The organism is Alcaligenes sp. PF14, from assembly GCF_037150615.1.
Lineage (GTDB): Bacteria > Pseudomonadota > Gammaproteobacteria > Burkholderiales > Burkholderiaceae_B > Alcaligenes > Alcaligenes phenolicus.
Genome location: NZ_JBAGRS010000001.1, coordinates 54,560 through 79,849, shown reverse-complemented (window position 1 = coordinate 79,849; position 25,290 = coordinate 54,560). Strand labels below are relative to the sequence as shown.

The window sequence follows — 25,290 nt, the reverse complement described above, 5'->3', positions numbered from 1 at the left end:
TCTGGCTCCCCACCACGCTTGCACTCCTATGAAAACTACCAGGCATCCATCATGATCAGGGTGCCGGGCAACCAGCAGGTCAAGGCCCCGATCAGGACGGTATACGCAGGCAAGATACGCAAGGACCGTCCCAGTCCCAAGGCCAGGAAAAACAGAAACCACAGGCTGGACCACAAGAGCCACATGGCGATCAAACGCGGATCGCTGACAGAACCGGCAAAGGCCAGTGCGCTGATGGCAACAAACAGGCAATACCAGCCAAAACCCACTCCTTTCAGCCCATACCACTGCACCACAGCCAGATACAGATAGGTGAAGGCAAACAGCAGCCCACCAGCAACGGCAAAGTAATCCGCCATTTGCTCGCCGCGCTGCAAGCCCAGCAAATTGATGAACAGGGCCAACAGCCCCACCAGCAAGTTAAAGGGGGCCAGGTCCCGACTTTCAATACGTCCAGTCAAACCCACGCCATTCACAATCAGCACAGCCCCAATAAAGAAAAGCGCAACACCCAACATGGCATAAGCCTCCAAAACAAGGTGACGATTCCGGCCTGGCTGGCGTCAGATATTGCTGACGCTGCGTGAGCTCTGTGTATCGCGATGGCATCGTGCCGCGAAGCAGGGTTCCAGATAGTTCGCAACCTAACTACGAGGTCGGATTTATTTCAGGCAAACGAAAAGGCCCAGACCGGTTCAAGCATTGAACCGGTCTGGGCCTTTTTGCCCGGCATCGGCGCTGGCAGCATTGGCAGCGCATGTCGTGTCTATTCGGAAATGTCGCAGCGATCTGAAATCGCGATCGGTGCAATTCTTACATAGCCTGCTCTATCGTCTGTACTAGCGATTACCCTAGCGGCTGACTATTGGCGTCCTAAATATATTTAGTGCTACAGTATTTCATCGATTTAACGATCTGATTCTTATTTCATGAACCGCCCCGCATCCTCTTTGCCAAGCGCTCTGCCCCTGTCGCGGGCCGCGTCGCTGCGGGCGGGCTCCCCTCCATCTGTCTTGCTGTTGACTGTCGTCGCCCCAGGCGTCGTCAATCAAGCCGCTGTCGTGTCCGACGTCGTCGTCGACACTCGCGTCTACAGCGTCTGCTCCTAAGACCTCTTTTTCTTTTCCTGCGCCTTGATGCGCCTGGAATGTCTTTGCAGACAAACCTAATTTATTTAGACAGATAAAGAACATCATGATTTCTTCTTCTCGCGCCCAAGCGGGTGCTATTGCCTTGTTCGTGCTGCTTTGGGGCAGCGCGGGTATTTTCACGCGTATCGGTCTGGATCATGGCTCGGTTATGGCCATGCTGATCCTGCGTTTTGCCATCGCCCTACCTATGGTGATCATGCTGGGGCACTTCAATGGCGGCTGGCTGCCGCCCAAAGGGCAACGTCTGCTGCCAGCTATCAGCGGTTTGCTGATGATTGGGCTATATTCGTTTTTCTATTTTGAAACCCTGGCTCAAGAGATCACACCGGGTCTGCTGGCAACGATCCTGGGTGTGCAGCCAATTCTGACCTTGGCTTTGACCGAGCGGCGTTTTTCTTTGAGCCGTGTGGCCGGTTTGGCACTATCGCTGACAGGACTGATTCTGGTGGTGTATCAAAGCCTGATTGTCAGCCGTTTGTCGGTAGCGGGTTTGGTCTTTGCGATTGCCGCTTTGCTAAGCATCACCGTCGGGACGATTGTGCAAAAGCGTCAGCCCGTGGGTGCCTTGCAAGGGATGCCTTTGCAGTACTCCCTGTCCTTGCTGCTATTCCTTGTTCTGTCCCTGGGCTTGGGGCAGGAGATCCGCTGGGATAACACTCTGGGCTTTTGGGGGCCGGTAGTGTGGCTTGGCCTGGTCATTTCCGTGCTGGCCCAGTTGCTGCTGTATCGCATGATTCGCAGCGGGAACTTGGTCAATGTCACCAGCCTGTTTTATCTGGTTCCTGTGGTGACAGCCGGGCTGGATTTCCTGATTCTAGGGAATACCTTGGCGGCTCGCGCAGGGCTGGGACTGGTGGCTATCCTGGCGGGGCTCTGGCTGACACTACGCAAGCAAGCAGCGTAAGTTTGATTTTGCATGTGGGGCTTCACACAGTGTGAAATAGGTCTTTGAATGATGAGACCAGACTCTGTGGGGCCTCCACTTGTCTGCGCGTCGAGATCCAGGAAGGTCATGCGCCGTCCTACCAGACTATATCGGCCAAGAAATAGCGCCGCCCTACATTGGTCCCTCAGGTTAGAAGTCCTTGGTGTCTTGCCGTCGCAAATACCGAGTAGATTTCAATAAGGTAGAAAACCATCTGTCTTTGGGCAAAAAAAATAAAAGCCCTAATGACGAGCCCCCCGCCGACCCCTTATTAAATCAAGTAATTAAGAAACCGGCTTACCAGCACCCGCAAATTTCTAAAAACACAAAGAAAACACCACATTCACCACGCACTCAATATTTAAAAAATATTATTAAGAAACTGATCTTAAGGTGCCAATAAATTTTTTATTTATTAGGCAGCTTCATCACTTGACCAAACATCTATTCTTAATATATCTTTTGTTTTTTAAAAAATATCCATAAATTGAAAACATAGCTTAACGATCCACTAAAAACCCACACACCCAAACATCAAGTCGAAATTTAAAAGCAAAATTCAAATAAACAATTAACGAAAAAACGAACCATAAAATGACTAATCATATTAAATCAAAAAAAACGACTAACCAGAAACCATCAATAGATCGTATAAATAAAAAGATACTAAACCTTGAAGAATGCCAGAACCTAAACTTCATTAAAAGTGATGAAGAGCTAAAACTATTTATGTCATGGCATATTTTCACAGTATGGATTTATATATCCATGATCAAGCGATTACAGCTTGAATTTACTTGCCCTTACCCTATTTGGGCTCCCTATAGCAATACAAAATCCACATCCATTATCAATAAAATAGTTTCCTATCACGAAGGATCAGAACCGTATAAAAACGAATATTTAAACCATTACAGCCTGTACCTTCTTGCAATGCAGGAAATAGGAAAAGACACAATTTCAATAACGACTTTTGTTGACCTTCTTGAGGCCAACATGCCTGTAAAAGACGCATTAGAAATTGCTAATGTTGCCACCGCTTTAAAAAAATTTATTTTAGAGAGTATCAACCTCATTATTTCTGGCAGCATCGAAGAAATTTTAGGCTGTATGATCTGCACAAATCAGCACATTTTTTTACCTTTATTCACTCATGTAGCTAATAGTACTGAGATAAAGCAAGTAGCAGGTGAGTACTTTTTACTTTATGACCAAAAATACGGCAGTGCAAATTTAGAGACACGGAACGCTGAATCAATAGCGCTACTTCTGGAGCAGACAGGCGAGAATGAAGCCTATCTTAATATTGCCATTCAATCCGTTGCAGATACGGATAGACGCTATGCTGACCTCTGGAATCAGCTAAAGATTGAAATTAAAAAAAACCGACACTCAATACCTGAAACCATGTAGATAAATCAAAGACAAAATGCGCCATGAATATACCAAACAATATCCCATACCCAAACTCAAAAATAATATCTGATCAATATAGAGATCCAGAAATTATTTTAAAAATATCGGAAGAATTTCAACATAAGCAGTTTGTAAAACTTCCTGATTTATTTATACCACCAGTCAAGAAGATAGCTCAAGAAAATCTCGACTACTTGCATAGCCTGAGAAGTCGAAAAGATTTCATTATGCCCGGATTCAATACTGAAAGAAAAATGTCTGTAGTGGGCGGAAGTAAAATTATCAATCTCTCTCTTGCGCTCATTGCCTTATATGCGAACCAAGACCTCAGAGACACCCTAAGCAAGATTATCGGAAATCACATACACACCGTTAAACATGCAGAAGAATTTATGGTTGTCAATTTCCTGGATGGAGATGCCGATACCCACGGATGGCATATCGATGACCCACAGTACGCTTTAATTATTATTACAGAAGCCCCCCCACCTAGATGCGGCGGGGATTTAGAGATAATTCCAAACTGGTCTAGTTTTTGCAGTAAAAACAATTTCTCGCAAGGCACCCAAACAAAGGATGCTGTCAAAAAAGCACTACTCGAAGATCGCATAAAACGGCTACAGCTAGCCTCGGGAGACTGCTACCTGCTTAATGCCAGCCAAGCTTTTCATAGGGTGACTCCTATTATTGGCAAGGGCTCCAGAAAAGCCTTGAATATGGCCTTTGACTCGCGCCGATTTCGTAATTACGGCGATACCGCTCAAATTTTGTATGCGAACTAAAAAATGCCCTCACATTTAACGTCCTATCAATACACTGACCTTGTTAATCAAGTCGTTGTCATTACAGGAGCGGCCAGCGGAATTGGTGCAGCAACTGCTAAATTCATGGCTCGTCAAGGGTGCAAGGTTGTCATCGCAGATATTAATAAACTTGCCGGTCAGAGTCTGTGCCAGGAGATCGAGCTCAGTGGATTCCAGGCTTCCTATATCCAGGTAGACGTCACCAGCCCGGTGTCTATCCAGGCGGCAATCACCAAAATCATTAACGATCATCAGCAAATTAACGTACTGATTAATTGTGCTGGATTTATCCGCAGAGCTAATGTCCTGAACCTGACAGAAGAGGAGTGGGATCAATCAATCGCGATAAATCTGAAGTCGGTCTACCTACTGGCAAGAGCCGTTATTCCCTGTATGCAGCAGCAGGGCCACGGCAACATTGTTAATGTTGCCTCCGGTTGGGGCTTGATCGGTGGTGCAAATGCCGTTGGATATTGTGCAGCCAAAGGCGGCGTAGTCCAGATAACTCGGGCTATGGCTGTGGATCATGGTAAAGACGGGATACGTGTCAACTGTGTCTGCCCAGGCGATACGAACACGCCCATGTTGGTTTCCGAAGCAAAGCAATTAGGCTTGGCCCACGATGCACTGATACAAGATGGCTGTCATAGGCCCTTAGGACGAGTGGGTGAGCCAGAGGAAATTGCTTCAACCATCTGCTTTCTTGCCTCGACAGCCTCCTCCTTTATGACTGGCTCCGTATTGGTAGTGGACGGTGGCGGTTTGGCCGGATCTATGTGAGTTGCCCCATGCACTTAGTTCTTACACATAACCACGCATCGGCCATGAAATTGATTTCATACCGTGTGCAGCAGCACTTTGGAAAAGCGACAGGATACGCAGGGCAGGATTTAAAAGAACTTCTCTCCTGCCTGCCCTTGATCAGTAAAGCTGACTTAATCAAGCAGAGTCAAGAAAATACAGACTCCATGCTACGAGAAGCCATTTTATTTAGTGAAACCTCTGGCACAACGTCAACCCCCTTACAGACTCCACGCAGCAAACATGATTTGAACTGGAACGTGCTTAACCAGATCAACGCTTACAAACCCTTGATTCAAGCCGGTGTCGATCGCGTTTGTGTCTTGCACCCCTCCATACTCAGTCCATTTATCGAGGGGTCTTCTCGGGCATTGCATGAACTCGGTGTAGGACATGTGCGCCTCTATCCAATTCCAAAAGTATGCGATTACAAGCGCATGTATGACGTAATTGATCGGTACCGAATCACTACAATTATGTCAACACCTTCTCTGATTTATAAAACCCTTTATGAATTTAAAAAAATAGGTTCTGGAAAGCTACCAGTTAGCTTACGAAAAATACTAGTTACAGGAGAAAGGTTTTCCATCGAGAACCTTTTCAACATGCGCAGAATTTTAGGGGATGACAGCTTTATTACTCCATTCGTTTATGGCTCAAGCGAAACAGCAACCATCATGATTGGAGAGCCAAACGGTACCTATCGGCCAATACTTGAAGATTTTGTTTTTGAAATCATTGGAAAAGAACAAAAAGACTCATCAAGCATCACTGGAAATCTGCTGGTAACTTGGTTGAGAGGAGGAATGTTGCCGATCATAAGGTACGACACAGGAGACATTTTCACAGCGCAACGTCCAAACCAAAATTTTAACTACACCTTTCATTTTGAAGGGAGAGCTGATAAAGGCGGCTTCTCTATAGATCAGCAAAAAATAATCGAGAAGATTGTTTACTCGCAGCCAGCGCCTATTTTCCACTTCGACTGCATTACCGATTTTTCCAAAAAAAAATTAACACTTTCGGTTATTACACATTCGTCAGATTCAATAAATTCAACAATAATAGGCAACCAAATCACAGATGCTCTTGGAGACAACTGGATGTGTTCAGTTAATTTAAATCCCGAAAACCACATTTTCCAAGATTTCTCACCTTCTCCAAAAATGCGGAAATTTTATTATGCTAAATAAAAAAATATCCGTTTTTAGTGGAATTTCCATTGCTGTTTCCATGGTAGTTGGCTCTGGATTATTTGGTCTTCCAGGGCTAGCCATTAAAGCTACAGACCCTATTACCGCCTTACTGGGATGGGGGTTGGTAATTATTATATTACCTTCTCTTATTTTTGTTTTTTCTTATCTTGGCCAGCATCACCCTTCCACTGAAGGCCTATCTCTCTATGCCAGTTTAGGACTGGGCTCTTGGTCAAAAAAAGGAATTATGCTACTGACATGTGGCACTCTTCTAGTAGGAATGCCTGCATTTTTTTTAGTAGGAGGTAGCTATATAGCAAAGCTAGCCGGATTAGATATTGAAACCTGGACAATTCCCTGCGCTATCCTACTCGTCATAGTCACAACAATCATTAATTTGTCCGGTTTAGAAAATTTAGGATGGATTAATAAATCAGTAGTTGCAATCGTACTAATTATGGCGACCCTTATTTCCGCTCAAGCCTTGCCCATTACCATTCAAGAGTACTTGACGGTCAACTCCTCGCATTTTAATCAAGTTACTCTATCAGGCATATGGCTATCAGCTTCCATTGTATTTTGGGCATTCCAAGGATGGGAGAATTTAACTTTTATTTTCGGTGAAATCGATAATCCCAAACGCAACATTCCCATTATTTCTTGGATTAGCTTTTCAATTGTTGCACTTATTTATGGAATTTTATCTTTAGTTGTCTCGGCTGCAGCTTTGAGGGGAGAAAATGTAGCGAACTTAGCAGGTGTTGCAGAATTACTACCCGATACACTTTCTGGAAAAATTCTTCTGGTAATTATGGTTTTGATATTAGTAGCCAATGCAAACTCTTGGGTCTTTGGTTGCTCACGCGCGTTCTACGCAGCAGCTCATGCAGGCGTCTTACCTTCCTCCTTAAAAAAAGTAAATATAAAAGGTGTGCCTTACTCCAGTCTGCTCTATTCCATGACTGCCTATATAAGCGTAATTGTTTTTATTTGGCTCTCAAAAACCGGAGAACAATTCTGGTTTTTAATGACAACCCAAGGATTTATTATCCTCTACGGCTTATCCATATTATCTTTTCTTAAACTATCAACTGGATTACTGAATAAAACAATAGGTATATTTTCGGTTATAAGCTGGTTTTTTCTTATCCACGGCTTTGGATACATGATAATTTATCCTATAACATTATTTATTATAGGAACACTTATATCTATATTTAATTCCAAAAAAACAAACAATTAGCAATTAACGCCCAATCCCCAATAACCAATACCCTCCCATTTAATCAAGGATAAATCATGACAAATTGGCTTGTAGTGGATTTATTTATTGTTATTTTATATGGCCTTCAGCATAGCCTTCTCACCACAAAAACCGCTGTAAATATATACAATAAAATCCTTCCAGATTACACATGGAACTTAGTCTATAGCATTACATCCGTTTTAACGATTATCCTTGCCTTCCATTTCTGGGTTCCATCTGGAATTTATATTTTTCGCTTAATACCTGGATCGTTCCCCTACCATATCAGCGTTTCTTTACTTTCCTTATCACTTTTCTTTTTTTTCTTCTGCTTTAAATTCACCACCTCTTTTTGGCAGTGGCTTGGAATTGTCCAGGTAGCCAACAAAATATCAGGAAAAAAGTCTCAAGTTTACTATCGACTACGCAACCAAGGGATTAAGAAATATATTCGTTTCCCTCACCATACCTGTCTTATTTTTTTCTTCTGGCTGCATCCTGTCATGACTCTGGACACACTATTTTTAGCCATTTCCGCAACGATTTATCTGTATGTGGGCACGTACCACCAAGATCTACGAGGGCTTCGGATTATAGGTAAAGAATGGGAAGACTACCGTAAAGAAACCAGCCTGCTCTTCCCAAGCCTGAAGGTATGGAAACGGTTTTTTGCCGATATCCGTCTCGCTGCCTCTGCAAAGTCCGAAGGGGCCAATGTATGACAGCCGTTGATAAACTTCATCATCCTGTTGGATCCTACGACGCAAGCAGATTTCCTCAAGCAGAAATCGACCGTTTAGTCCGACAAGGCAGCGCCTCCTGGCCACAAGAAAGGGAGTTGTTGATAGAGGGCGGCTTACAAGCAGGCTCTCAAGTTCTAGACTTGGGTTGTGGTCCCGGTGTCATCAGCTCTTTGCTTGCTAAAGAGGTAGGCCCTGAAGGCTCCATCGTCGGTATAGAAATTGACGATAAACTCTTATCCCTTTGTCGCCAAATCAATCGTGAAAACACTACTTTTTACCAAGGAAGCGTATACGCCTTGGAGGAGTTTTCAGATCAATTTGATTTTGTTCTGGTCAGACTGGTTATGCAGCATGTGGCGCGACCCTATGACCTGCTCGCTGAAGTTATGAAGGTACTCCGACCAGGAGGCACCGCCTGCTTAATAGACAGTAATGAAAGGCTATTGGCGATTCATCCAGCTCCGCCAGGTTTTGAGCACATGCTGCAAGAGACGCAACTGCTACAAGGTTTGCGAGGCGGTGATCGTTTCGTTGGTGGCAAGCTATCCTTTTACTTAAACCAATCCGGGTTCAAGAATGTCCGTTCTAACGTGCTGCTACTCAGCCCAGACCACATTGGGAAAGCAGCATTTTTAGACTCTGTTTTGTCCTGGCGCCCACAACTCTATCCTGAAGAAGTAAGAGCGCAGGCAGAGGCTCGCATTGACCAGATGCGTCAATTCTGCGATGAGTCTATGGTCGACGGATACAACGGTGCTTTTGTCGTATTTGGTACTAAGCCATTGAGCTGAAGTAGAAGCGCCCGTTAGTCCAGCTAGCTCGAGGCAGAACCGACAAGGGTACCGATGCGCAGCATCGGCAAGTAGTCAAGCCCGCCCCCCTGGACCCGGCCCCCAAGCGGCGTCCCCACAGAGACACCAAACAAAAAAAACCGACATCTCCAACCCTGGGGTCGGGCGAGATATCGGTTCAAAAGCCGGGGGCCTGTTCCCGGCGTGCTACCGTTTCAAAACGTGCTTCTAATTATTAATTCCAGAAGAACTCATCGCAGCCACCTCAATGCGCCGCAATCCACTCCAACAGTTCCTTCTCCCCTTGCCAAGGCTGACTACGATCCCCACTGGCAGCCCGCTCCTGGGCAACAAACTCGGGGGTAATGGCATCCTCCTCATTCCCCCACTCATGGCGAATAAAGCTCAACACAGCCGCCAGCTCCGCATCACTGAACTGCTCTGCAAATGCAGGCATCGCCCCCTGATATTCCTGACCTTTCACCGTGATAGCTCCCGTAACCCCTTGCAGCACCAATTGCGCCAGTACCTTGGGGTCACCCTTCACCCACTCTGAGTCCGCCAAAGGCGGGAACACCCCTGGCAAACCTTGCCCCGTCGCCTGATGACACGCCACACAGGCATTGGCATACAACTGCTTACCATCCGCAGATGCACTGCCAGGCGCAGGAGCCAGAACCGCCAAAGGACGCTGATCCCCCAAACGCGGAGAGCTGTTGGGCTGAGCCGAGACGATGTAATACACCGCCCAGGCCAGCAAGGCCAAAATCACCAGAATCACTACGCGCGGAACCGGGTTGTACTGCTCGTGAGGATCTGCATTCTCGCTTTGACGACTTTGCACAGGGCGACTCATTCCTCACCTCCCACGGCATCCGCACTCAAGATCGGATACACATGCTTGAGCGACTGCAAATACACCACCAGATCCAAAGCCTCCGGACGAGCCACCACCACCTTGCCCTCCGGTGCCACACCTGGCGGCAGACTCACCACACGCTCATCGGGCTGTACCTGATCCGGGTCTTTGGCCTCGAACAAGAAACGATAGGGAGGCATATTGCTGCCCGGCGAGTAAGCGCGCGGGTCGTACAAGTGCCCCAAATGCCAATCCTGACTAGGCTGACGCACACCAATATTGAACAGATCCGGCCCGGTACGCATGGTGCCCAGCAAAGGCGGATCGTCGTAGTGATAATCCCCTGCCACCGAAGCGCGCCCCCAACCACGGCTGGCATCCGCCACACCCGCGCCCGTTGTACTGGGCTGCTGCGTGTGACAAGTAATGCAGCCATTGCCCCGATACACCGCCCGACCGCGTATTTCCTGACTGCTATAAGGCAACAAACCTTCCGGGGCAGGCTCGTCTTTCAGCTGCAGAAACGGCACCACAATCATGGCCGCCGTTGCCAGAGACAAGGTCACCATGGACCCGATAATCAACTTCAGTTCGTTTTCCATGTCCTTAAACCTCCAGCTCAGCGGTACGGCGCACTGCAGCCGAGCGGGACTCGGTCAAGGCAAACGCACCCGACTTCACAATCATCAGCAGTACGTGCAGGGCGAAGACCAGATGGCCCAGCGTCATCATGGCGCCGCCAATAGAACGGCCTTGCAACCAGGGCATGGTGACTGCCACCGACTCCATAAAACCACGGGCAGGATCCAGCAAGGCCAAACCTTGCAGCACGCCACCAATGCTGAGCGTGATCATGTACACGGCAAAGCCAGCCACCACCAGCCAGAAGTGCCAGGAGATCAAGGCAGGACGGGGCCAGGCCGTGTTCAGAATGCGAGGCAAGGCAAAGTACACTCCGCCGAAAATCACCATGGTCACAAAGCCGTACATACCCAGATGAGCATGAGCCACCGTGAAGTGCGTGAAGTGCGTAATGGAATTCAGCGAACGCAAGGCTTCAGCAGAACCTTGCAGGGACGCAACGGTGTACATCATGGCGCCAAAGACGATGAAACGCAGAACGGGCGAGTGACGCAGCGCACTGAAATGCCCCTTCAACGTCAAATGCTGGTTAGCCGAGAAGGCCAGCACCGGAATCACCATCATCACGCTTTGCACGATGGACAAGGTAATCAGCCATTCAGGGATAGGACCACCAATCAAATGGTGCGCACCGACCTGTCCGTAGAAGAAGGCCAAGGTCCAGAAACCCAGCAGCGACAAGTTGTAGGAGCGCACAGGGCGTCCAATGACTTTGGGCAGGAAGTAGTAAATAGCGGCAATCGACATGGGGGTATAGAACAAGCCCAGCACGTTATGCCCGAACCACCAGTTCATGGTGGCTTGCTCCACCCCAAAGTGCACGCCAGGAACCTTGGCGACCAGATACAGAATGGGGAACCAGAACAGCGCCGCGCCGATGTACCACACCGACACGTACAAGTGCTTGACCTTGCGTTGCGAGAGCATCAAGGCCAGCGGCATGCCGATCATCATGCCGCCAAAGGCGAACAGCACACCGATTTGCCAGGGGATTTCCAACCACTCCAGGCCCGCGTTCAAGCCGATGGCCAAAGCACCAATCCCCGCTACCAGCGCAGCATTCCAGACCAGACCGCCCACCATCACCAAACGGCCACCCAGCAAAGGGGTTTGCAGCAAGCGCGGCAACATCCAGATCGTTAGCCCCAACAAGCCCATGGGTGCCCAGCCATATGCCACGCCGTTCAGGTGAATCGTGCGCAGACGGCCAAAGCTCAACCAGGAAACGTCACCCAGGAACTCGGGCCAGTGCAGTTTCAAGGAACTGATCAGACCCGCAAACGAGGCCACCACCAGCCAGACTACCGCACAGACAATCAGTAAAAACGCAGGCATGGAACTGGAACGGTCGGCCTGTTCACGCGCCGCCATTTCAAGCGCGCTGGTTTGCTGACCATGGTTCTCTGCAATATGGTCGGCCGCCGCCAGGCTTAGCGCCTGCCGTTGGGCAGCATCGGCCGAGGGCTCTTCGGGCTGGCCGATTTCGCCCTTGTGAAAAATAGTGCGCGCACCACTGACGTCAGCATCGAACAGGCCCTTGCGCAAGGACCAGATAAAGGCAAAAAGCCCGGCAATCGACAGGATGAATGCGGCAAGCAAAAGCGCCGTCGGGTTCATGGTATTCCTCTGATTAGATAGGCCCGCAGCCCACACGGGCACGGACGAAAACACCCGGCAAGGCTACCTGTCGGCACAGAGCATTCCAAGAATCAGTTAAAGCTTAAAAAACCCTATCAGTTGTCCTGAAAGCCCCGCAAATTGCCGTTTGCTTGTGCTTGAAGACATACCCATCAGATAATAAAAAAACTACATTTATTGAAATTACCGTATCAGATGGAGCACAGAAGGACATGAAACTGTACGAGACGCTGGCCAAGGAACTGGCCCAGGCCATTCTTGACGGCACAGTTGCCGCAGGCGAGCGCATGCCCTCTGTGCGTCAATTGATGGATAAGCACAAGATCAGTGCCTCGACGATTTTCCAGGCGTATTACCGACTGGAAGCACAAGGCTTGATCAAGGCGCGTCCTCGTTCGGGCTACTACGTCTGCTCCAGCCTGGCGCCTCATACCTTGGAGGCGGACACGGCCTCCCAGCCACCGCTGCAAGCGACCAGCGTTAACAATAGCGACCTGATCATGGCGATCCTGCAATCCAGTTCAGAGCGCTCCGTAGCGCCTTTAGGCTCCGCTTTCCCCAGCCCTGTGCTCTTTCCTCTGGAACGCTTGGGCCGCTTCTTGTCTGCCAGTCTGAAACAGCAAGATCCCTGGGCCAGCGTGGACGATCTGACCCAAGGCCACGCTCCCCTGCGTCGCCAGATTGCCTTGCGCTATCTGGCTCAAGGCATGGCCATCAATGCCAACGATATTGTGATTACCAACGGAGCTCTGGAAGCGCTGAACCTATGTCTTGCAGCGGTAACTCAACCGGGTGACATCGTGCTGGTGGAATCGCCCACCTTTTATGCCGCGCTGCAATCGCTGGAACGCATGAAGCTGCAAGCCCTGGAAGTGCCCACCCACCCGCGTGAAGGCATTGATCTGGAAGCGCTGGAACACGCGATCAAGCATCACGCCCCCAAAGCCTGCTGGCTGATGACCAACTTCCAGAACCCGCTGGGCAGCCTGATGCCCGATGCCAAAAAAGCCCAATTGGTCGAGCTGCTGGCCCGCTATGAAATCCCCTTGATCGAGGACGATGTTTACGGCGAACTGTACTTCGACACGGAGCGCCCCCGTCCCGCCAAAGCCTTTGACCGTCAAGGACTGGTGATGCACTGCTCCTCTTTTTCCAAAACCCTGGCACCCGGCTATCGCATCGGCTGGGCTGTGCCGGGACGCTATATACGTGAAGTCGCCCAGGCCAAGTTGACTACTACCCTGACGTCTCCCGTGCCCACCCAATTGGCCCTGGCCAGCTACCTGGAAAAAGGTGCGTACGAGCAACACCTGCGCCGTTTACGCACTCAACTAAAAAGCCAGTATGCGCAGTTCTCCAAAGCCTTGGGACGCTACTTCCCCGCACGGACTCGGGCCACCCGCCCCGAGGGCGGCTACTTCCTGTGGGTGGAGCTGGAAAAAAGTGTGCAGACCCTGGAACTGCATCGCCAGGCCCTGTCACAAGGCATCAGTCTGGCACCAGGCTCCATCTTTTCAACTACCCAGAATTACAGCCATTGCCTACGTCTTAACTTTGGCCATCCGTGGACAGAACACAGCGATCACGCACTGGAAATACTGGGTAATTTATGCCGACCATTGCCACTTAAAAAGTCATGAAGCGTAGGGCCTGACGATAGAAAATAAGAATAGGCAAGTCATTGAATAACAAACAAAAAGACAGCATGATGGCTTAGTTACATAACGCAACAACACTGTCTATTCAGGAGTTTTTGATGGCCCATACCTTACGTAGCAAGCTGATCGGTGTCTGGCAATTGGTGTCCTTTGATTTTGTCCCGGAAGATGGCTCGCCCAATTACCCGGGGTTTGGGCCAAATCCCATTGGGCAATTGACGTACACAGAAACAGGCTATGTGACAGCGCAACTAGGTAGCAAAGACAGAACGGAGCGAGACAGCAGCCAAACGCTACTAGACAAATACTTGGCCTACGCAGGAACATTTGCGGTCGATGAAACCTCTCAGTGTGTTACCCACTTTGTAGATATGTCCCTATCTCCCAATTGGCTCGGTATTCCCCAACCGCGGTTGGCACGTCTTACCCAGGATGAGCTCGAACTGACGACAGGCACGCCCATCACCGTCGCAGGCAAGCTGGGCACAGGCACCCTTCTGTGGCATCGTGCCAAGCCTGTCTGACCGCTTGGGGACACCACCCCACGGCCAGCTTATGCTGGCCGTTTCAGTTTTGAGTCTCACTATCTAACAGGCCCAGAAAATAATCCACAATCGCGTGTGCGCGCCTGTCCTTACGCATGGCCAAGGACAAGGGAATCGTGAACTGACGCTGCTGCGGGTCCACCGCAATCATCTGGCCCTTCTCTACCCAGCGAGCCGCCACGTGCTCGGGCAAGAAACCGATGTATTCCCCCGTCAAAATCAAAAAGGCGATCCCTTCCCGGTCACTGGCCGTGGCAACACAATTCAGATCCTGGTGTTGACCGATCGCCTCCAGGCTCATGCGATAAGCAGGCGCAATGGCTGCAGCCCGGCGCAAGACTTCCTGAGACACTGTCCCTTCTTGCGCCGCGGCAAACAAAGGATGTTCCCAGGAGCAATACAGAAAATAAGGTTCGGCATAAAGCGTGCGATACTCCAGCCCGCTCAAGGCATTGGTTTCAGGCAGCACACCCATATGCAAGCGACCGTCCAGTAAACCACGCTCAATCTCACCCGGCGTACTCATGCTGATATGGACGCGCACCGCCTCACTGTTTTGCCGCAAGGCACGCAAGGCCGAGGTGATGTGCATATGAGGCTGCGAGATCAGGCTATTCATCAAGCCTATATTCAAGTCCCCCCGCAAACTGGAATGCAGCTGGTTCACCTCACTGCGGAAATTCTCCACCGCAGCCATCAAGGTTTCACTGGCCCGCAGTACCTGTCGCCCTTCTTCCGTCAAGGCAAAACCCGCCCGGCCACGCTGACACAGCCGGATTCCACCCAAACGTTTTTCCAGATCGCTCATATGCAAGCTGATGGCCGAACGTGTAATGCCCAGCACGCCTTCCGCAGCCGAAAAGCTGCCCACTTGCGCTACCGTTCTGAACACACGCAGCAGACGCAAATCAAAATCGGAAACCTGCAAGAGTCCTTTGAGTTGCATATAGGTGAGTAAAACAATAAGTGAAGTTGAATAAAAACGTATTTTACTCAACAACTTAGCTGCCTACACTGGGGGTATTCACCGCCTTGAGGAGACCACCATGAACTCACCCTACTTTGCGCCACAGCAGATTGCCAGTGAACTCAATCTCCAGTCCCACTGGATGCCCTTTACCGCGAACCGACACTTCCAGCAGGACCCGCGCCTGGTCGTCAAAGCCGAAGGCAACTGGCTGTACGATCAGGATGGCCGCCAGATTTTTGACAGCCTGTCCGGGCTTTGGACTTGTGGTGCCGGACATGCTCGCCATGAAATCCAGGCCGCCGTGCATCGTCAACTCGGGCAACTGGACTACTCTCCCGCCTTTCAGTTTGGACACCCCGCTGCTTTTCAGCTGGCCGACAAGCTGACCCAGCACACCCCTGACGGTCTGGATCATGTTTTCTTCACGAACTCCGGTTCTGAATGTACCGACACGGTCGTCAAGATGGTGCGGGCGTACTGGCGTATTAAAGGCCAGGCGACCAAAACCCGTCTGATTGGCCGTGCTCGTGGCTACCACGGCGTGAACGTGGCCGGCACCAGCCTGGGAGGCATAGGCGGTAACCGCAAGATGTTCGGGCAACTGATGGATGCCGACCACCTGCCCCACGTACTGCAAGCAGACTGCGCCTTCACGCGCGGCCAGCCCGAAACAGGGGGCCTTGCCCTGGCCGACGAACTGCTGAAACTGATCGAATTGCACGACGCCAGTACCATCGCCGCCGTTTTTGTCGAACCCGTCTCCGGATCGGCAGGCGTACTGGTGCCACCTACCGGCTACCTGCAACGCCTGCGCCAGATTTGCGATCAGCACAACATTTTGCTGGTCTTTGATGAGGTCATCACCGGCCTGGGCCGCCTGGGAACCTATACCGGGGCCGAATACTTTGGCGTCACCCCCGACATCATGACCATGGCCAAGCAGTTGACCAACGGTGCCATCCCCATGGGCGCGGTCGTTGCCAGCAAGGAAATCTACCAAACCTTCATGGGCCAGGACTTGCCACTGCACGCCGTGGAATTCAGCCACGGTCATACCTACTCTGCCCACCCCGTCGCCTGCGCCGCTGGACTGGCTGCCCTGGAGTTGCTGGAACAGGATAATCTGCTGCAACGCTCCGCTGAACTGGCTCCGCATTTTGAACAAGCCCTGCACCAGTTGCGCGACAGCCCGAATGTCATCGACATCCGCAACTGCGGCCTGGCAGGTGCCATCCAGCTCGCCCCACGGAATGGCGACCCCGCCATCCGCCCCTTTGAAGCGGGACTGCAACTTTGGAAACAGGGCTTTTACGTACGCTTTGGTGGCGACACCCTGCAATTTGGCCCCACCTTTACCTCTACCCCCGAGCAACTCAACTCGCTCTTCGATGCGGTGGGAGGCGTCCTGAAGAACCTGGCTTGAACGCAGCAACAGGGCGGTCATGGAAAGACCGCCCCACACACCAACCAAGACCTGGAACAGGGCCTAAAGGAGACAGCCGCTGTAAACCAGGCTGAAGCCACTGCTCCAAACACGACAAAAGCGCCATAATAGAATTTTTGCCCCACAAGCATCATTCAGCGCCATGAGTCCATCCCGCCCCGCCGTTTTTGCACAAGCCCCTATTGGCGTGTTTGATTCGGGCGTGGGCGGATTGTCCATCTGGCGTGCCCTGCGCCAATCCCTGCCCAACGAGCATTTGCTCTACCTGGCCGATTCCCGATACGCTCCCTACGGAGACCGATCCCCCAAATGGATTGTGGAGCGTACCCTGCAAATGACTCAATTGCTGGTAGACCAAGGCTGCAAGGCACTGGTCATCGCCTGCAACACCGCCACACTGGTAGCCGCCCCCGCCCTGCGCTCCAGGCTTTCCATCCCCATCATCGCCATCGAACCCGCCATAAAACCGGCTGCCGCCCTGAGCCGTAGCCGTAGCGTCGCCCTGATGGCCACCAGCCGCACCCTGGACAGCGGCGGCCTGCAAAACCTGATTGACCGCTATGCCAGCGACGTGGAAGTCATACGCATTCCCTGTCCAGGGCTGGCCGACCGGGTCGAGGCCCTGCAACTGTCAGGCCCGGAAATCGAAGCAGAACTCAAAGAACGATTGGCCCCCGCCCTGCAAAGCCAGGCCGATACCCTGGTCCTGGGCTGCACACACTACCCCTTTTTACGTCCCACAATCGAAGCCATCAGCGGCTCGCGCTTCCATATTCTGGAACCGTCCTTTGCCGTCGCCGCCCAAGTGCACCGTCGCCTGGAGCAGGCCAACTGCCTGAACACACAAGCCCAAGCAGGCAACAGCGCCTTCATCAGCAGCGCCCCCGTGGACCAAGCCCAAAAAGTCATCCAAGCCCTGACAGGACTGAGCGAACCCACCATGCTGGCATTCCCCATACATTCGCCAAGCGCGCTGTAGAAATTGTTCATCCTCAATCTCTCGATGTTTCCAGCAAGAACCTCTTGAGTTGGCTGCTCTAGCTAGCTGACCACTATCTTTAGCGGCCCAACGGCCCCCCCCTCCGTTCACCATCTCCACTCGCCTCGACTCTGGGTTCGAACTGACGGGGTGACATGACGCCCTCCCCCCGGACGGTTTTAAAGTCAGCCCGAACAACGATCCTGCCCCATCACAACTCAAACCAGCACTCCACCCAAACAACGATTCCCGACCTCACTCTCGAAGCCATTGAGAGCTGCTCGGGGTGCCGGCACAGGGGCGCGGGGCGAGTCAGACCACTTGCCGCAGGCGGAGTGACGATCGGGGATGCGAGCAGCCTGCTGCTTGAGCCCGACGCTTGTGGTTTGTCCGGGGGACAAACCACCGGGCGAGTTCAGGCTGCGCCCCGATTGTCACTCTGCCAAGGGCACCGACGCGCAGCGTCGGCAAGTGGTCCGCCCCGCGCCCCTGTGCCGGCACCCCGAGCAGCGCCCTACGAAGAATGCCTCAGGCCCCCCACTCTGCAGCAACCAACGCCCCCAAGCCTGCTCCACCTTCAAGCTCAGCAAACAACAACAACAACAACAACAACAACAACAACAACTTTGAGCCTAAAGCATAAAAAACGCCTAAAACCCCGCCAAACCACGCCACCGTAACAAACCATCCATCAAGCCGCCATATGCCTGCCAAGCCGCAGCCAGCCAGCCCTTGAGCCCCACTGCTCCCACCCCCGTCCATCCCTTCACATAAAACACAATCCAATCATCGGCGGATTTGCTGATCCGTTCACAGGGCAGTCATACGCCCTTCCTACACTGCCCGCAGTCCTGATCCGATGCCAACTGAGCAGCCCACCCCCACGCCCAGTCTGGCCTCTCTTTTCACTTTTCTACACGAGTGGCTGTATGACCTTCTCTCCCCGTCTTCCCAAGTCCCCGGCATTGCAGCGCATGCAGCAAGCCGGGCTTACTCTGTCCATGGCCTTGCTGCTAAGTGCTTGTAGTGGTGGCTCCGGCGGCAATGATGGCTCCACCAGTCCTGGCGTGGACCCGGAACCCCCTACCGTTGAACCCGGCGACAAACCCCAGGCCCTGGGTGGCAAAAAAGCACTGATCGTCACCATCGACGGCTTGAGCTACGAAGCCTTGTTGCAAGCCCGTCAGGCCGGCCAGCACCCCGCCCTGAAATCACTGACCATCGCCCCCGCACAAACCGGCGGCTATGTCGGCACCAGCAGCGAACAACGCACCCTGCCCGTCCCTGGCTGGGCCTCCCTGATCACCGGCGTTTGGGCAGACCAGCACGGCCTGCGTGGCGTAGGCACTGCCGCCCCCACACTGAGCGCCCCCACCCTGCTAGCCCTGGCTGACAAGCAGCCCCAGGCCGCCATGGCCCTGAGCGCCGCCGACTACCGCAAGCTGCTAGGTGAAGACCTGCAGGCCGGACGCATCCTCGAAGCAGCCAACTGTACCGACTCCGACAGCTGTGTCAGCGAGCAAACCGAAAAATACCTGCAGCAAGGCAAATCCCTGATCCTGGCCCAAATCCAGGCTCCCGCCCGTGCTGCCTCCGAGGGTGGCATGGGTGGCCAGGCCTACCAGCAAGCCGTGCAAGCCTCGCTGGCCTCAGTGGACAAACTGTTTGCCCTGATCGAAAAACGCAAGCAGGCAGACGCTTCGGAAGACTGGTTGGTCATTCTGACCACCAGCTATGGTCTGGACGAATTTGGCGGCACCACTGGCTCGCAATTCAACCGCAACAAGACCAGCTTCATCGCCACCAACAAGACACTGGCCTCCTTGCCAGCCGTTGACAGCGCCGTGACCAGCACGACGGACATGAACACCCTGGCGGCCGTTATCGACATTGCCCCCACTGTGCTGTCCCACCTGGGCATCCAAAGCGAACAGTACCGCTTCCGTGGCTCCCCACTGCAAGCTGAAACTCGTGTGCGCAACGTGTCCTTCAGCAAACCCGCCGACAAGAACATGGTGGACCTGAAATGGGTACTGGATGGTGACGCCTCGCAGGAAATCCAGGTCATGCGCGACGGCAAGCTGATCGCTACCCTGCCTGCCGGCACAACCCAGTACTCCGACCCATTGCCAGTATCGGAAAATGCTCAGACTTACTCGCTGATCTATTCGATAAGTTCAGGCAAGGCCGCATCCACCATCAAGGCTGAAGTCGGGTACCAACCCCCTCCCAAGCTGGCCGACACGCTGAAAAATGGGTTGCGCAGCTACTACACCTTCAGCTCACAACCTTTTACCGATGCTAAGGGCGGGAGCAGCCTGCAAACATCCAGCCCTAGCGTCCCGAGCGGTGAACTTATTGCTGCTGACTTCCTGGATCCCTCCCAGCCTAAAGGGGGCTTGCGCCTGGTCGGTAGCAAAGCCGATGCCAATGGAAACCGGGGTTATCGCCTGTCCTTGAGCCGCGAGTTGCTGGGCACAGGTGGTGTGCAAAAACTGACCATCGGTTTCTGGTTCCGAACCCCCGACAACTGTCACGGCTATGGCGCTCCCATCATGGCCAACAAGAACTACGACTCCGGTAACACTCCCGGCTTTGCACTGGGCCTGTTCAACGCCAATGGTTGTGACGTCCGCTTTAACACCGGTTATGGGGGCGGTCGCAATGAAAGTCAGGGTTACAACGTCACACCCGACCAATGGGCCTACATAGCCGTCGTGATTGACAAGTCCAAAGGCATCATGCGTGGGCACGTATTCGATACCAAAAAAGGGGCGCAGTTCGGGTCTGTAGCCTTGGAGGCCCGCACAATCGCCGCATTGGGCGGAACCGGCACCAGCGAACTGGGGCTGAACGAAGACGTTACCGGCCAGTACTACAAACGCTGGGGTCGCAGCGACATCAATATGGACTTTGGCGAACTGGCCATCTGGGATCGTGACCTGAGCACGGACGAGCTGACCAGTATTTACGAATCGCGCAAACCCTTGTCCAGCCTCCAACCCTGATAGCACAACCAAGGAATTCTCATGACTCCAACGAGCACTTCATTCACTTTCGAGCGCATGAAACGCGCATCCGTGCTGCTGATGTTATGCGGCCTGCTGGCTGCTTGCGGCGGCGGTAACGACACAGGCAACTCGAACAGCTCCGGCTCTACCGAAGAACCTGCTGAGCCGGGCAAACCTAACCCAGAACCTGCGCCGCAACTCAAATGCGCCCCTTGATTGATTAAGAGATTAAGCACAATGACTTCACGTCGCACATTCCTACGCAACATGACCGGTGCCAGCCTGGCAGCCGGCTCCCTGGCCGCCTTTCCTCCCAGTATCCGCAAAGCGTTGGCCATCCCCGCCAACAACAAGACGGGCACCATCAAGGATGTAGAACACATTGTGGTTCTGATGCAAGAGAACCGCTCCTTTGACCACTACTTCGGCACCCTGAAAGGCGTGCGTGGATTTGGAGACCGTTTCACAATCCCAATGCCCAATGGGCGCAACGTCTGGCAGCAAAATGTCAGCTCGACCGAAACCGTGATGCCCTATCATCTGGACGCCACCAAAGGCAATGCCCAGCGCGTTAACGGCACACCGCACTCCTGGTCGGACGGCCAGGCTGCCTGGGACCACGGCCGCATGGACTTCTGGCCCAAGCACAAGAATCGTCACTCCATGGGCTACTACCGCGAAGCCGAATTGCCCTTCCAATTCGCGATGGCGAACGCCTTCACCATCTGCGATGCCTACCACTGCTCCATGCACACCGGCACGAACTCCAACCGCATGTTCCTATGGACCGGCACAAACGGTCCGACCGGCACAGGCGAGTGTACCGTCAACAATGCGTGGGACAGCCTGTGGCCCTCGATCTTTGGCGGCTACACCTGGAAAACTTATCCCGAACGCCTGGAAGAAGCCGGTATCAGTTGGAAGGTGTACCAGAACCTGCCTGACAACTTCACCGATAACCCCTTGGCTGGCTTTATCCAGTACCGACTTGCCGCTGAAAAATCGGGCAAACCCACCAATGCCCCGTACGAACCATCTGACGACGTCGGCAATCCTCTATTCAAGGGCATTGCCAACACCATGCCCGACGGCGGATTTCTGGAACAGATCCGCAAGGATGTCGAGTCCGGCACCTTGCCACAAATTTCCTGGGTGGTGGCCCCAGCCAACTACTCTGAGCATCCTGGCCCTTCAAGCCCCGTGCAAGGCGCTTGGTACACCCAAGAACTGCTTGATGCGCTGACGGCCAATCCCGAGGTCTGGAGCAAGACCGTATTGCTGGTCAACTTTGACGAGAACGACGGCTTCTTTGACCACATTCCCTCCCCTTCAGCCCCATCGATTGATCCTGTCACTGGCAAACCTGCTGGCAAGACCTCGCTGAGCGAAGAAGAAATCGCGTTTGAATACTACAACTACCCCAGTCCCAAAGGTCTGGCCGGCCAGCCTCCACGTGATGGCAAAGTATTCGGCCCCGGCGTGCGCGTGCCCATGTACGTAATCTCCCCCTGGAGCCGTGGCGGTTGGGTGAACTCGCAAGTGTTTGATCACACATCCGTCATCCGCTTCATGGAAGAGCGCTTCGGTGTGATGGAGCCCAATATCAGCCCCTACCGCCGTGCCGTGTGTGGTGACCTGACCTCGGCCTTCAACTTTGCCAGCCCGAACGACGAGCCACTGCCTACCTTGAACGGCCGTCGCAACCGTCAAGAGGCTGATGCCATTCGCAACGCTCAGGAACGTCTGGCTCAAGTACCTCAGCCCGTGGACAACCAGCGCATTCCCGTGCAGCAAACCGGTGTACGCCCATCGCGTGCCCTGCCCTACGAGCTGCACGTCAGCGCCCGTTGTGACAGCGAAAAAGGCGTACAACTGCTGTTCTCCAACACAGGTAAAGCCGCCGCTGTTTTCCACGTCTACGACAAGCTGAACCTGGACCGTATCCCGCGCCGCTACATGGTCGCTCCCGACCAGATTCTGGACGATGTCTGGGACGTGCAGGCGAACAATCTGGGGCACTACGACCTGTGGGTATTGGGCCCGAATGGTTTCCACCGCCACTTCCGTGGTGATGTCAGCGTATTGAGCCAGCCCGACACCGCCCGTCCAGAAATCCGCGTTTGTTACGAAGTGACCAAAGGTGATGTTTATCTGGAAATGATGAACGGTGGCCAGTCGGCCTGCACCTTCACCATCCAGTCCATGGCTTACCGTGAGGATGGCCCATGGGAAGTCACCGTGGAACCAGGCAAGCAAGCCAAGCAATCCTGGGTTCTGAAATCCAGCGGTCACTGGTACGACTTTGTGGTGCGCAGCAACAGCGACCCAAGCTACTACCGTCGTTTCGCTGGCCGCGTGGAGTTTGGCGAGCACGGTGTCAGCGATCCGGCTCTGGGCATTCCGGCTTACCTGTAAGACTTAAACGCTGTGCATCTATAGTTCTCTATCGTCTGACTATGTGTGCGTGCGCACCACGCACACGTTTTGCCCCGATGCCTTTGCTTGGCATCGGGGCTTTTTTTTGTAGTGACTGGTGTGAAGCGGCAACTAAAAGCCCGCGGATCCAGCAAACTTAGCGGGTTAAGCGCGACCGAAGACCCAGGCCTAGGTAGTGCCTTCTACGTTGCCGCTTTCTTTTCGTCGCCACTCTTTCCTCTTTGACCTGGACCGATATCCGGGCGCTGCCCAACTCCACAACCGCGCGCAAAACAGCAGAGTAAGCAGTACGGGCAGGCAAGCAAATGTCAGCCCCTGCATACATAGCACGCTCACTGGACAGGGGGGACTCATCGGCCAGAAACAGGAGGGCGACATTATCCAGCTGCCGCATCGCGGAAATAACGGCGTACACATCAAACGCGCTCTCGCCCTCCCCGTCAATAATCAGAATGCGCTGGCGCTTTCCGAAAGTGGCAAGGTCTGTAGGACTGGTTGCTACCGTCGTGCACACCCCGGAGCCGGCCAAATAATCATGCAGGGCCAGCATATCGCCCACACGCGATGATGCAGGCTGTGCAATCAGGAGAAAAACCACATCAAAATCATACATAGGGCGCGATACGCAGTCCTGTTATCACCGACCACCCTGCATCAATTTAATAATGGCCTGTGTATGCTGGGCGTTCTGGGTTCCGATCAGCAAACGCCCATCGGAAATCGTTTCACTGATACGGGCCACGCTTACCAACTGCCCTTGCACACTTAACAACAGATAGTGGCCTCGTGCCTGAGCCGTGACACTGCGCAGTTTGCTAATGCCGTTCTGGTTCATCTCCAGTAGCAAAAACGTACCTTGATCCTGAGTGGTTACAGGGGTGACGCGGTGCAGATCGGATTGCGTCAAAACAGGCTGGGGCAGCGCAAACAGCGAGGTTCCCCCCACATCCACAGCCACTAAGGGCGCTTCTGCTTTCTCTTGCGCCAAATGCAGGGTAATGACAGTTGGAGCTTGAGTACGAGAGGCCGTCGGCGCTGCCGTGCTGGCATTGTTCGAACCACCCGCGCTTTGCATGACAGGCGGTGCTGGATCTACAGGTTCGGAAATATGACGAGGCATGGTTTGCTGACAAGCAGCCAGGCCACCAGCCAGAATCAACACTGCTAATTTGTGCAGAATATTCATTGTTTTCTCGATCACGGCACACACCCGGCCAAGACGGGTGCGTGCCTGGTTGCCGCATCCAACTTAGCGTTGGCCTTGAACTTCGATATCGACCCGACGATTCGGTGCCAGGCAGGCAATCAAATCACTGCGATTGGGCTGATCACACTGCACAAGGGGGCGGTCCTGACCAAAGCCTTGCGTCACAATTGCGGCGGCTGGTATGCCCTGGGCGGACAAGGCCTGTCGTACCGTCTGGGCACGTTGCTGCGACAAACGCTGATTCGATGCCGCACTTCCAATCCGATCCGTATGGCCGGAAACCGTTACCCGTTCGATGTCGGACATTTGCTTGAGCTGGCCGGCAATATCACGAATCGTGCTCAGACCTGCGCTGGTCAAGGTCGCACTGCCAAACGCAAAGGCCACGTCCCCGGAAAGCGAAAATGGCTGAATGGTTGTGGTTTTCGGTGCCGCATCCAGAACAGAAGCACACTCACCAGGCTTCCAGTAAAAGCTGCGACCCAGCTTGTCCTGATCAAACAGCACCTTGAACTGACAAGTCTTGATGCCCTGTGCCGTGTTGAAGTGAAACAGGTAATCCCACTCGCGAACCTTGAAGCCTTCAGCAAAGTGCGGGCGACCCAGCAGGTCATACAGCTGATCGCGAGTCACGCCTTCCCGGACCTGACGCAGATTGTCGATATTCGGGTAAGAGCCCGTGTGAAAAGTTGCTTTATCCACTTCCGGAAACACCGGATTTTCCGTGTGGCCCTCCGAGTCCACCTGACTCAAGGTTCCGCAACCAGCAAGCACCAGGCTGCCCAGCAAAGCAGCCCCAAACCAATTTTTCTTCATGATCTGAATTCCT

Annotated in this window: 23 protein-coding genes; 15 read left to right on the top strand and 8 right to left on the bottom strand. The window is 52.9% G+C overall.

Features of this window, described 5'->3' with window-relative positions; genetic code table 11:
- Positions 1-35 precede the first annotated feature (35 nt).
- Positions 36-518 (bottom strand): AmiS/UreI family transporter, encoded by a 483-nt coding sequence (locus tag WFM49_RS00380; protein ID WP_250755995.1) that lies wholly within the window; start codon positions 516-518, stop codon positions 36-38.
- Between the two features lie 676 nt (positions 519-1,194).
- Between WFM49_RS00380 and WFM49_RS00375 the strand changes: the two genes are divergently transcribed.
- The 8 genes from WFM49_RS00375 (at position 1,195) to WFM49_RS00340 (ending at position 9,072) form a co-directional block, all read left to right on the top strand.
- Entirely contained in the window at positions 1,195-2,055 is an 861-nt protein-coding gene (locus tag WFM49_RS00375; protein ID WP_336971137.1) for a DMT family transporter, read from the top strand.
- Between the two features lie 615 nt (positions 2,056-2,670).
- Positions 2,671-3,489 carry a DUF3050 domain-containing protein gene (locus WFM49_RS00370; RefSeq protein WP_336971135.1) on the top strand — a complete coding sequence of 273 codons (819 nt, stop codon included), beginning with the start codon at positions 2,671-2,673 and terminating at the stop codon, positions 3,487-3,489.
- A 23-nt stretch (positions 3,490-3,512) separates the two neighbouring features.
- Positions 3,513-4,274 (top strand): HalD/BesD family halogenase, encoded by a 762-nt coding sequence (locus WFM49_RS00365; RefSeq protein WP_336971133.1) that lies wholly within the window; start codon positions 3,513-3,515, stop codon positions 4,272-4,274.
- A 3-nt stretch (positions 4,275-4,277) separates the two neighbouring features.
- Positions 4,278-5,075, top strand: a complete 798-nt coding sequence (locus WFM49_RS00360) for an SDR family NAD(P)-dependent oxidoreductase (protein WP_336971131.1) — start codon at positions 4,278-4,280, stop codon at positions 5,073-5,075.
- Positions 5,076-5,119: 44 nt separating this feature from the next.
- The gene (locus WFM49_RS00355) at positions 5,120-6,289 is read left to right on the top strand and encodes a CoF synthetase (RefSeq protein ID WP_336971129.1); all 1,170 of its coding nucleotides are present in this window, start codon (positions 5,120-5,122) and stop codon (positions 6,287-6,289) included.
- Positions 6,279-7,535 carry an APC family permease gene (locus WFM49_RS00350; RefSeq protein ID WP_336971127.1) on the top strand — a complete coding sequence of 419 codons (1,257 nt, stop codon included), beginning with the start codon at positions 6,279-6,281 and terminating at the stop codon, positions 7,533-7,535. The genes WFM49_RS00355 and WFM49_RS00350 overlap by 11 nt, the downstream gene beginning before the upstream one ends.
- Before the next feature lie 56 nt (positions 7,536-7,591).
- Positions 7,592-8,260: a hypothetical protein gene (locus WFM49_RS00345; RefSeq protein ID WP_336971125.1), complete on the top strand. Its 669-nt coding sequence runs from the start codon at positions 7,592-7,594 to the stop codon at positions 8,258-8,260.
- Positions 8,257-9,072: a methyltransferase domain-containing protein gene (locus tag WFM49_RS00340; RefSeq protein ID WP_336971123.1), complete on the top strand. Its 816-nt coding sequence runs from the start codon at positions 8,257-8,259 to the stop codon at positions 9,070-9,072. Before WFM49_RS00345 ends, WFM49_RS00340 begins: the two co-directional genes overlap by 4 nt.
- 265 nt (positions 9,073-9,337) lie before the next feature.
- Here the strand turns inward: WFM49_RS00340 and WFM49_RS00335 are convergent, their stop codons facing one another.
- Genes WFM49_RS00335 through WFM49_RS00325 form a run of 3 tightly spaced genes read right to left on the bottom strand, consistent with a single transcriptional unit; the run spans position 9,338 to position 12,190 of the window.
- Positions 9,338-9,928: a c-type cytochrome gene (locus WFM49_RS00335; protein WP_250755996.1), complete on the bottom strand. Its 591-nt coding sequence runs from the start codon at positions 9,926-9,928 to the stop codon at positions 9,338-9,340.
- Positions 9,925-10,533, bottom strand: a complete 609-nt coding sequence (locus tag WFM49_RS00330; protein ID WP_336971121.1) for a cbb3-type cytochrome c oxidase subunit II — start codon at positions 10,531-10,533, stop codon at positions 9,925-9,927. The genes WFM49_RS00335 and WFM49_RS00330 overlap by 4 nt, the downstream gene beginning before the upstream one ends.
- Positions 10,534-10,537: 4 nt before the next feature.
- A complete protein-coding gene (locus WFM49_RS00325; protein ID WP_026484662.1) occupies positions 10,538-12,190 on the bottom strand; it encodes a cbb3-type cytochrome c oxidase subunit I in 1,653 nt (550 codons plus the stop codon).
- Positions 12,191-12,423: 233 nt separating this feature from the next.
- On the opposite strand from WFM49_RS00325, the gene WFM49_RS00320 reads away from it, so the two are divergent.
- Together WFM49_RS00320 and WFM49_RS00315 are read left to right on the top strand one after the other, a co-directional pair.
- Complete coding sequence (locus tag WFM49_RS00320; protein ID WP_009459360.1) at positions 12,424-13,851, top strand: aminotransferase-like domain-containing protein; 1,428 nt, start codon at positions 12,424-12,426, stop codon at positions 13,849-13,851.
- A 116-nt stretch (positions 13,852-13,967) separates the two neighbouring features.
- Positions 13,968-14,393: a lipocalin-like domain-containing protein gene (locus tag WFM49_RS00315; RefSeq protein WP_250755998.1), complete on the top strand. Its 426-nt coding sequence runs from the start codon at positions 13,968-13,970 to the stop codon at positions 14,391-14,393.
- Positions 14,394-14,436: 43 nt separating this feature from the next.
- Here the strand turns inward: WFM49_RS00315 and WFM49_RS00310 are convergent, their stop codons facing one another.
- On the bottom strand, positions 14,437-15,342 hold the full coding sequence (locus WFM49_RS00310) for a LysR family transcriptional regulator (RefSeq protein WP_009459362.1): 906 nt from the start codon (positions 15,340-15,342) through the stop codon (positions 14,437-14,439).
- Positions 15,343-15,460: 118 nt separating this feature from the next.
- On the opposite strand from WFM49_RS00310, the gene WFM49_RS00305 reads away from it, so the two are divergent.
- From WFM49_RS00305 to WFM49_RS00285, 5 genes are all read left to right on the top strand, one after another.
- A complete protein-coding gene (locus tag WFM49_RS00305; RefSeq protein ID WP_009459363.1) occupies positions 15,461-16,807 on the top strand; it encodes an aspartate aminotransferase family protein in 1,347 nt (448 codons plus the stop codon).
- A 163-nt stretch (positions 16,808-16,970) separates the two neighbouring features.
- The gene (gene murI, locus WFM49_RS00300) at positions 16,971-17,807 is read left to right on the top strand and encodes a glutamate racemase (RefSeq protein WP_009459365.1); all 837 of its coding nucleotides are present in this window, start codon (positions 16,971-16,973) and stop codon (positions 17,805-17,807) included.
- Between the two features lie 929 nt (positions 17,808-18,736).
- Positions 18,737-20,815, top strand: coding sequence for a LamG-like jellyroll fold domain-containing protein (locus WFM49_RS00295; RefSeq protein WP_022983355.1), 2,079 nt, complete (start codon positions 18,737-18,739; stop codon positions 20,813-20,815).
- Between the two features lie 21 nt (positions 20,816-20,836).
- Complete coding sequence (locus WFM49_RS00290) at positions 20,837-21,034, top strand: hypothetical protein (protein WP_022983356.1); 198 nt, start codon at positions 20,837-20,839, stop codon at positions 21,032-21,034.
- A 21-nt stretch (positions 21,035-21,055) separates the two neighbouring features.
- Complete coding sequence (locus WFM49_RS00285; protein ID WP_009459369.1) at positions 21,056-23,233, top strand: phosphocholine-specific phospholipase C; 2,178 nt, start codon at positions 21,056-21,058, stop codon at positions 23,231-23,233.
- 157 nt (positions 23,234-23,390) lie between these two features.
- On the opposite strand, the gene WFM49_RS00280 is transcribed toward WFM49_RS00285, so the two are convergent.
- The 3 genes from WFM49_RS00280 to WFM49_RS00270 all read right to left on the bottom strand — a co-directional run bounded on the left by WFM49_RS00280 (position 23,391) and on the right by WFM49_RS00270 (position 25,277).
- Positions 23,391-23,867, bottom strand: coding sequence for a hypothetical protein (locus WFM49_RS00280; protein WP_336971115.1), 477 nt, complete (start codon positions 23,865-23,867; stop codon positions 23,391-23,393).
- Positions 23,868-23,891: 24 nt separating this feature from the next.
- Complete coding sequence (locus tag WFM49_RS00275; RefSeq protein WP_009459373.1) at positions 23,892-24,440, bottom strand: hypothetical protein; 549 nt, start codon at positions 24,438-24,440, stop codon at positions 23,892-23,894.
- Positions 24,441-24,503: 63 nt separating this feature from the next.
- Positions 24,504-25,277, bottom strand: coding sequence for an OmpA family protein (locus WFM49_RS00270; protein ID WP_266109075.1), 774 nt, complete (start codon positions 25,275-25,277; stop codon positions 24,504-24,506).
- Positions 25,278-25,290: the final 13 nt, after the last annotated feature.

Bases quoted from the DNA above. Each gene is read 5' to 3' on its own strand.
- WFM49_RS00380 (WP_250755995.1), bottom strand. From the start codon at position 518: ATGTTGGGTGTTGCGCTTTTCTTTATTGGGGCTGTGCTGATTGTGAAT.
- WFM49_RS00375 (WP_336971137.1), top strand. From the start codon at position 1,195: ATGATTTCTTCTTCTCGCGCCCAAGCGGGTGCTATTGCCTTGTTCGTG.
- WFM49_RS00370 (WP_336971135.1), top strand. From the start codon at position 2,671: ATGACTAATCATATTAAATCAAAAAAAACGACTAACCAGAAACCATCA.
- WFM49_RS00365 (WP_336971133.1), top strand. From the start codon at position 3,513: ATGAATATACCAAACAATATCCCATACCCAAACTCAAAAATAATATCT.
- WFM49_RS00360 (WP_336971131.1), top strand. From the start codon at position 4,278: ATGCCCTCACATTTAACGTCCTATCAATACACTGACCTTGTTAATCAA.
- WFM49_RS00355 (WP_336971129.1), top strand. From the start codon at position 5,120: ATGAAATTGATTTCATACCGTGTGCAGCAGCACTTTGGAAAAGCGACA.
- WFM49_RS00350 (WP_336971127.1), top strand. From the start codon at position 6,279: ATGCTAAATAAAAAAATATCCGTTTTTAGTGGAATTTCCATTGCTGTT.
- WFM49_RS00345 (WP_336971125.1), top strand. From the start codon at position 7,592: ATGACAAATTGGCTTGTAGTGGATTTATTTATTGTTATTTTATATGGC.
- WFM49_RS00340 (WP_336971123.1), top strand. From the start codon at position 8,257: ATGACAGCCGTTGATAAACTTCATCATCCTGTTGGATCCTACGACGCA.
- WFM49_RS00335 (WP_250755996.1), bottom strand. From the start codon at position 9,928: ATGAGTCGCCCTGTGCAAAGTCGTCAAAGCGAGAATGCAGATCCTCAC.
- WFM49_RS00330 (WP_336971121.1), bottom strand. From the start codon at position 10,533: ATGGAAAACGAACTGAAGTTGATTATCGGGTCCATGGTGACCTTGTCT.
- WFM49_RS00325 (WP_026484662.1), bottom strand. From the start codon at position 12,190: ATGAACCCGACGGCGCTTTTGCTTGCCGCATTCATCCTGTCGATTGCC.
- WFM49_RS00320 (WP_009459360.1), top strand. From the start codon at position 12,424: ATGAAACTGTACGAGACGCTGGCCAAGGAACTGGCCCAGGCCATTCTT.
- WFM49_RS00315 (WP_250755998.1), top strand. From the start codon at position 13,968: ATGGCCCATACCTTACGTAGCAAGCTGATCGGTGTCTGGCAATTGGTG.
- WFM49_RS00305 (WP_009459363.1), top strand. From the start codon at position 15,461: ATGAACTCACCCTACTTTGCGCCACAGCAGATTGCCAGTGAACTCAAT.
- murI (WP_009459365.1), top strand. From the start codon at position 16,971: ATGAGTCCATCCCGCCCCGCCGTTTTTGCACAAGCCCCTATTGGCGTG.
- WFM49_RS00295 (WP_022983355.1), top strand. From the start codon at position 18,737: ATGACCTTCTCTCCCCGTCTTCCCAAGTCCCCGGCATTGCAGCGCATG.
- WFM49_RS00290 (WP_022983356.1), top strand. From the start codon at position 20,837: ATGACTCCAACGAGCACTTCATTCACTTTCGAGCGCATGAAACGCGCA.
- WFM49_RS00285 (WP_009459369.1), top strand. From the start codon at position 21,056: ATGACTTCACGTCGCACATTCCTACGCAACATGACCGGTGCCAGCCTG.
- WFM49_RS00280 (WP_336971115.1), bottom strand. From the start codon at position 23,867: ATGTATGATTTTGATGTGGTTTTTCTCCTGATTGCACAGCCTGCATCA.
- WFM49_RS00275 (WP_009459373.1), bottom strand. From the start codon at position 24,440: ATGAATATTCTGCACAAATTAGCAGTGTTGATTCTGGCTGGTGGCCTG.
- WFM49_RS00270 (WP_266109075.1), bottom strand. From the start codon at position 25,277: ATGAAGAAAAATTGGTTTGGGGCTGCTTTGCTGGGCAGCCTGGTGCTT.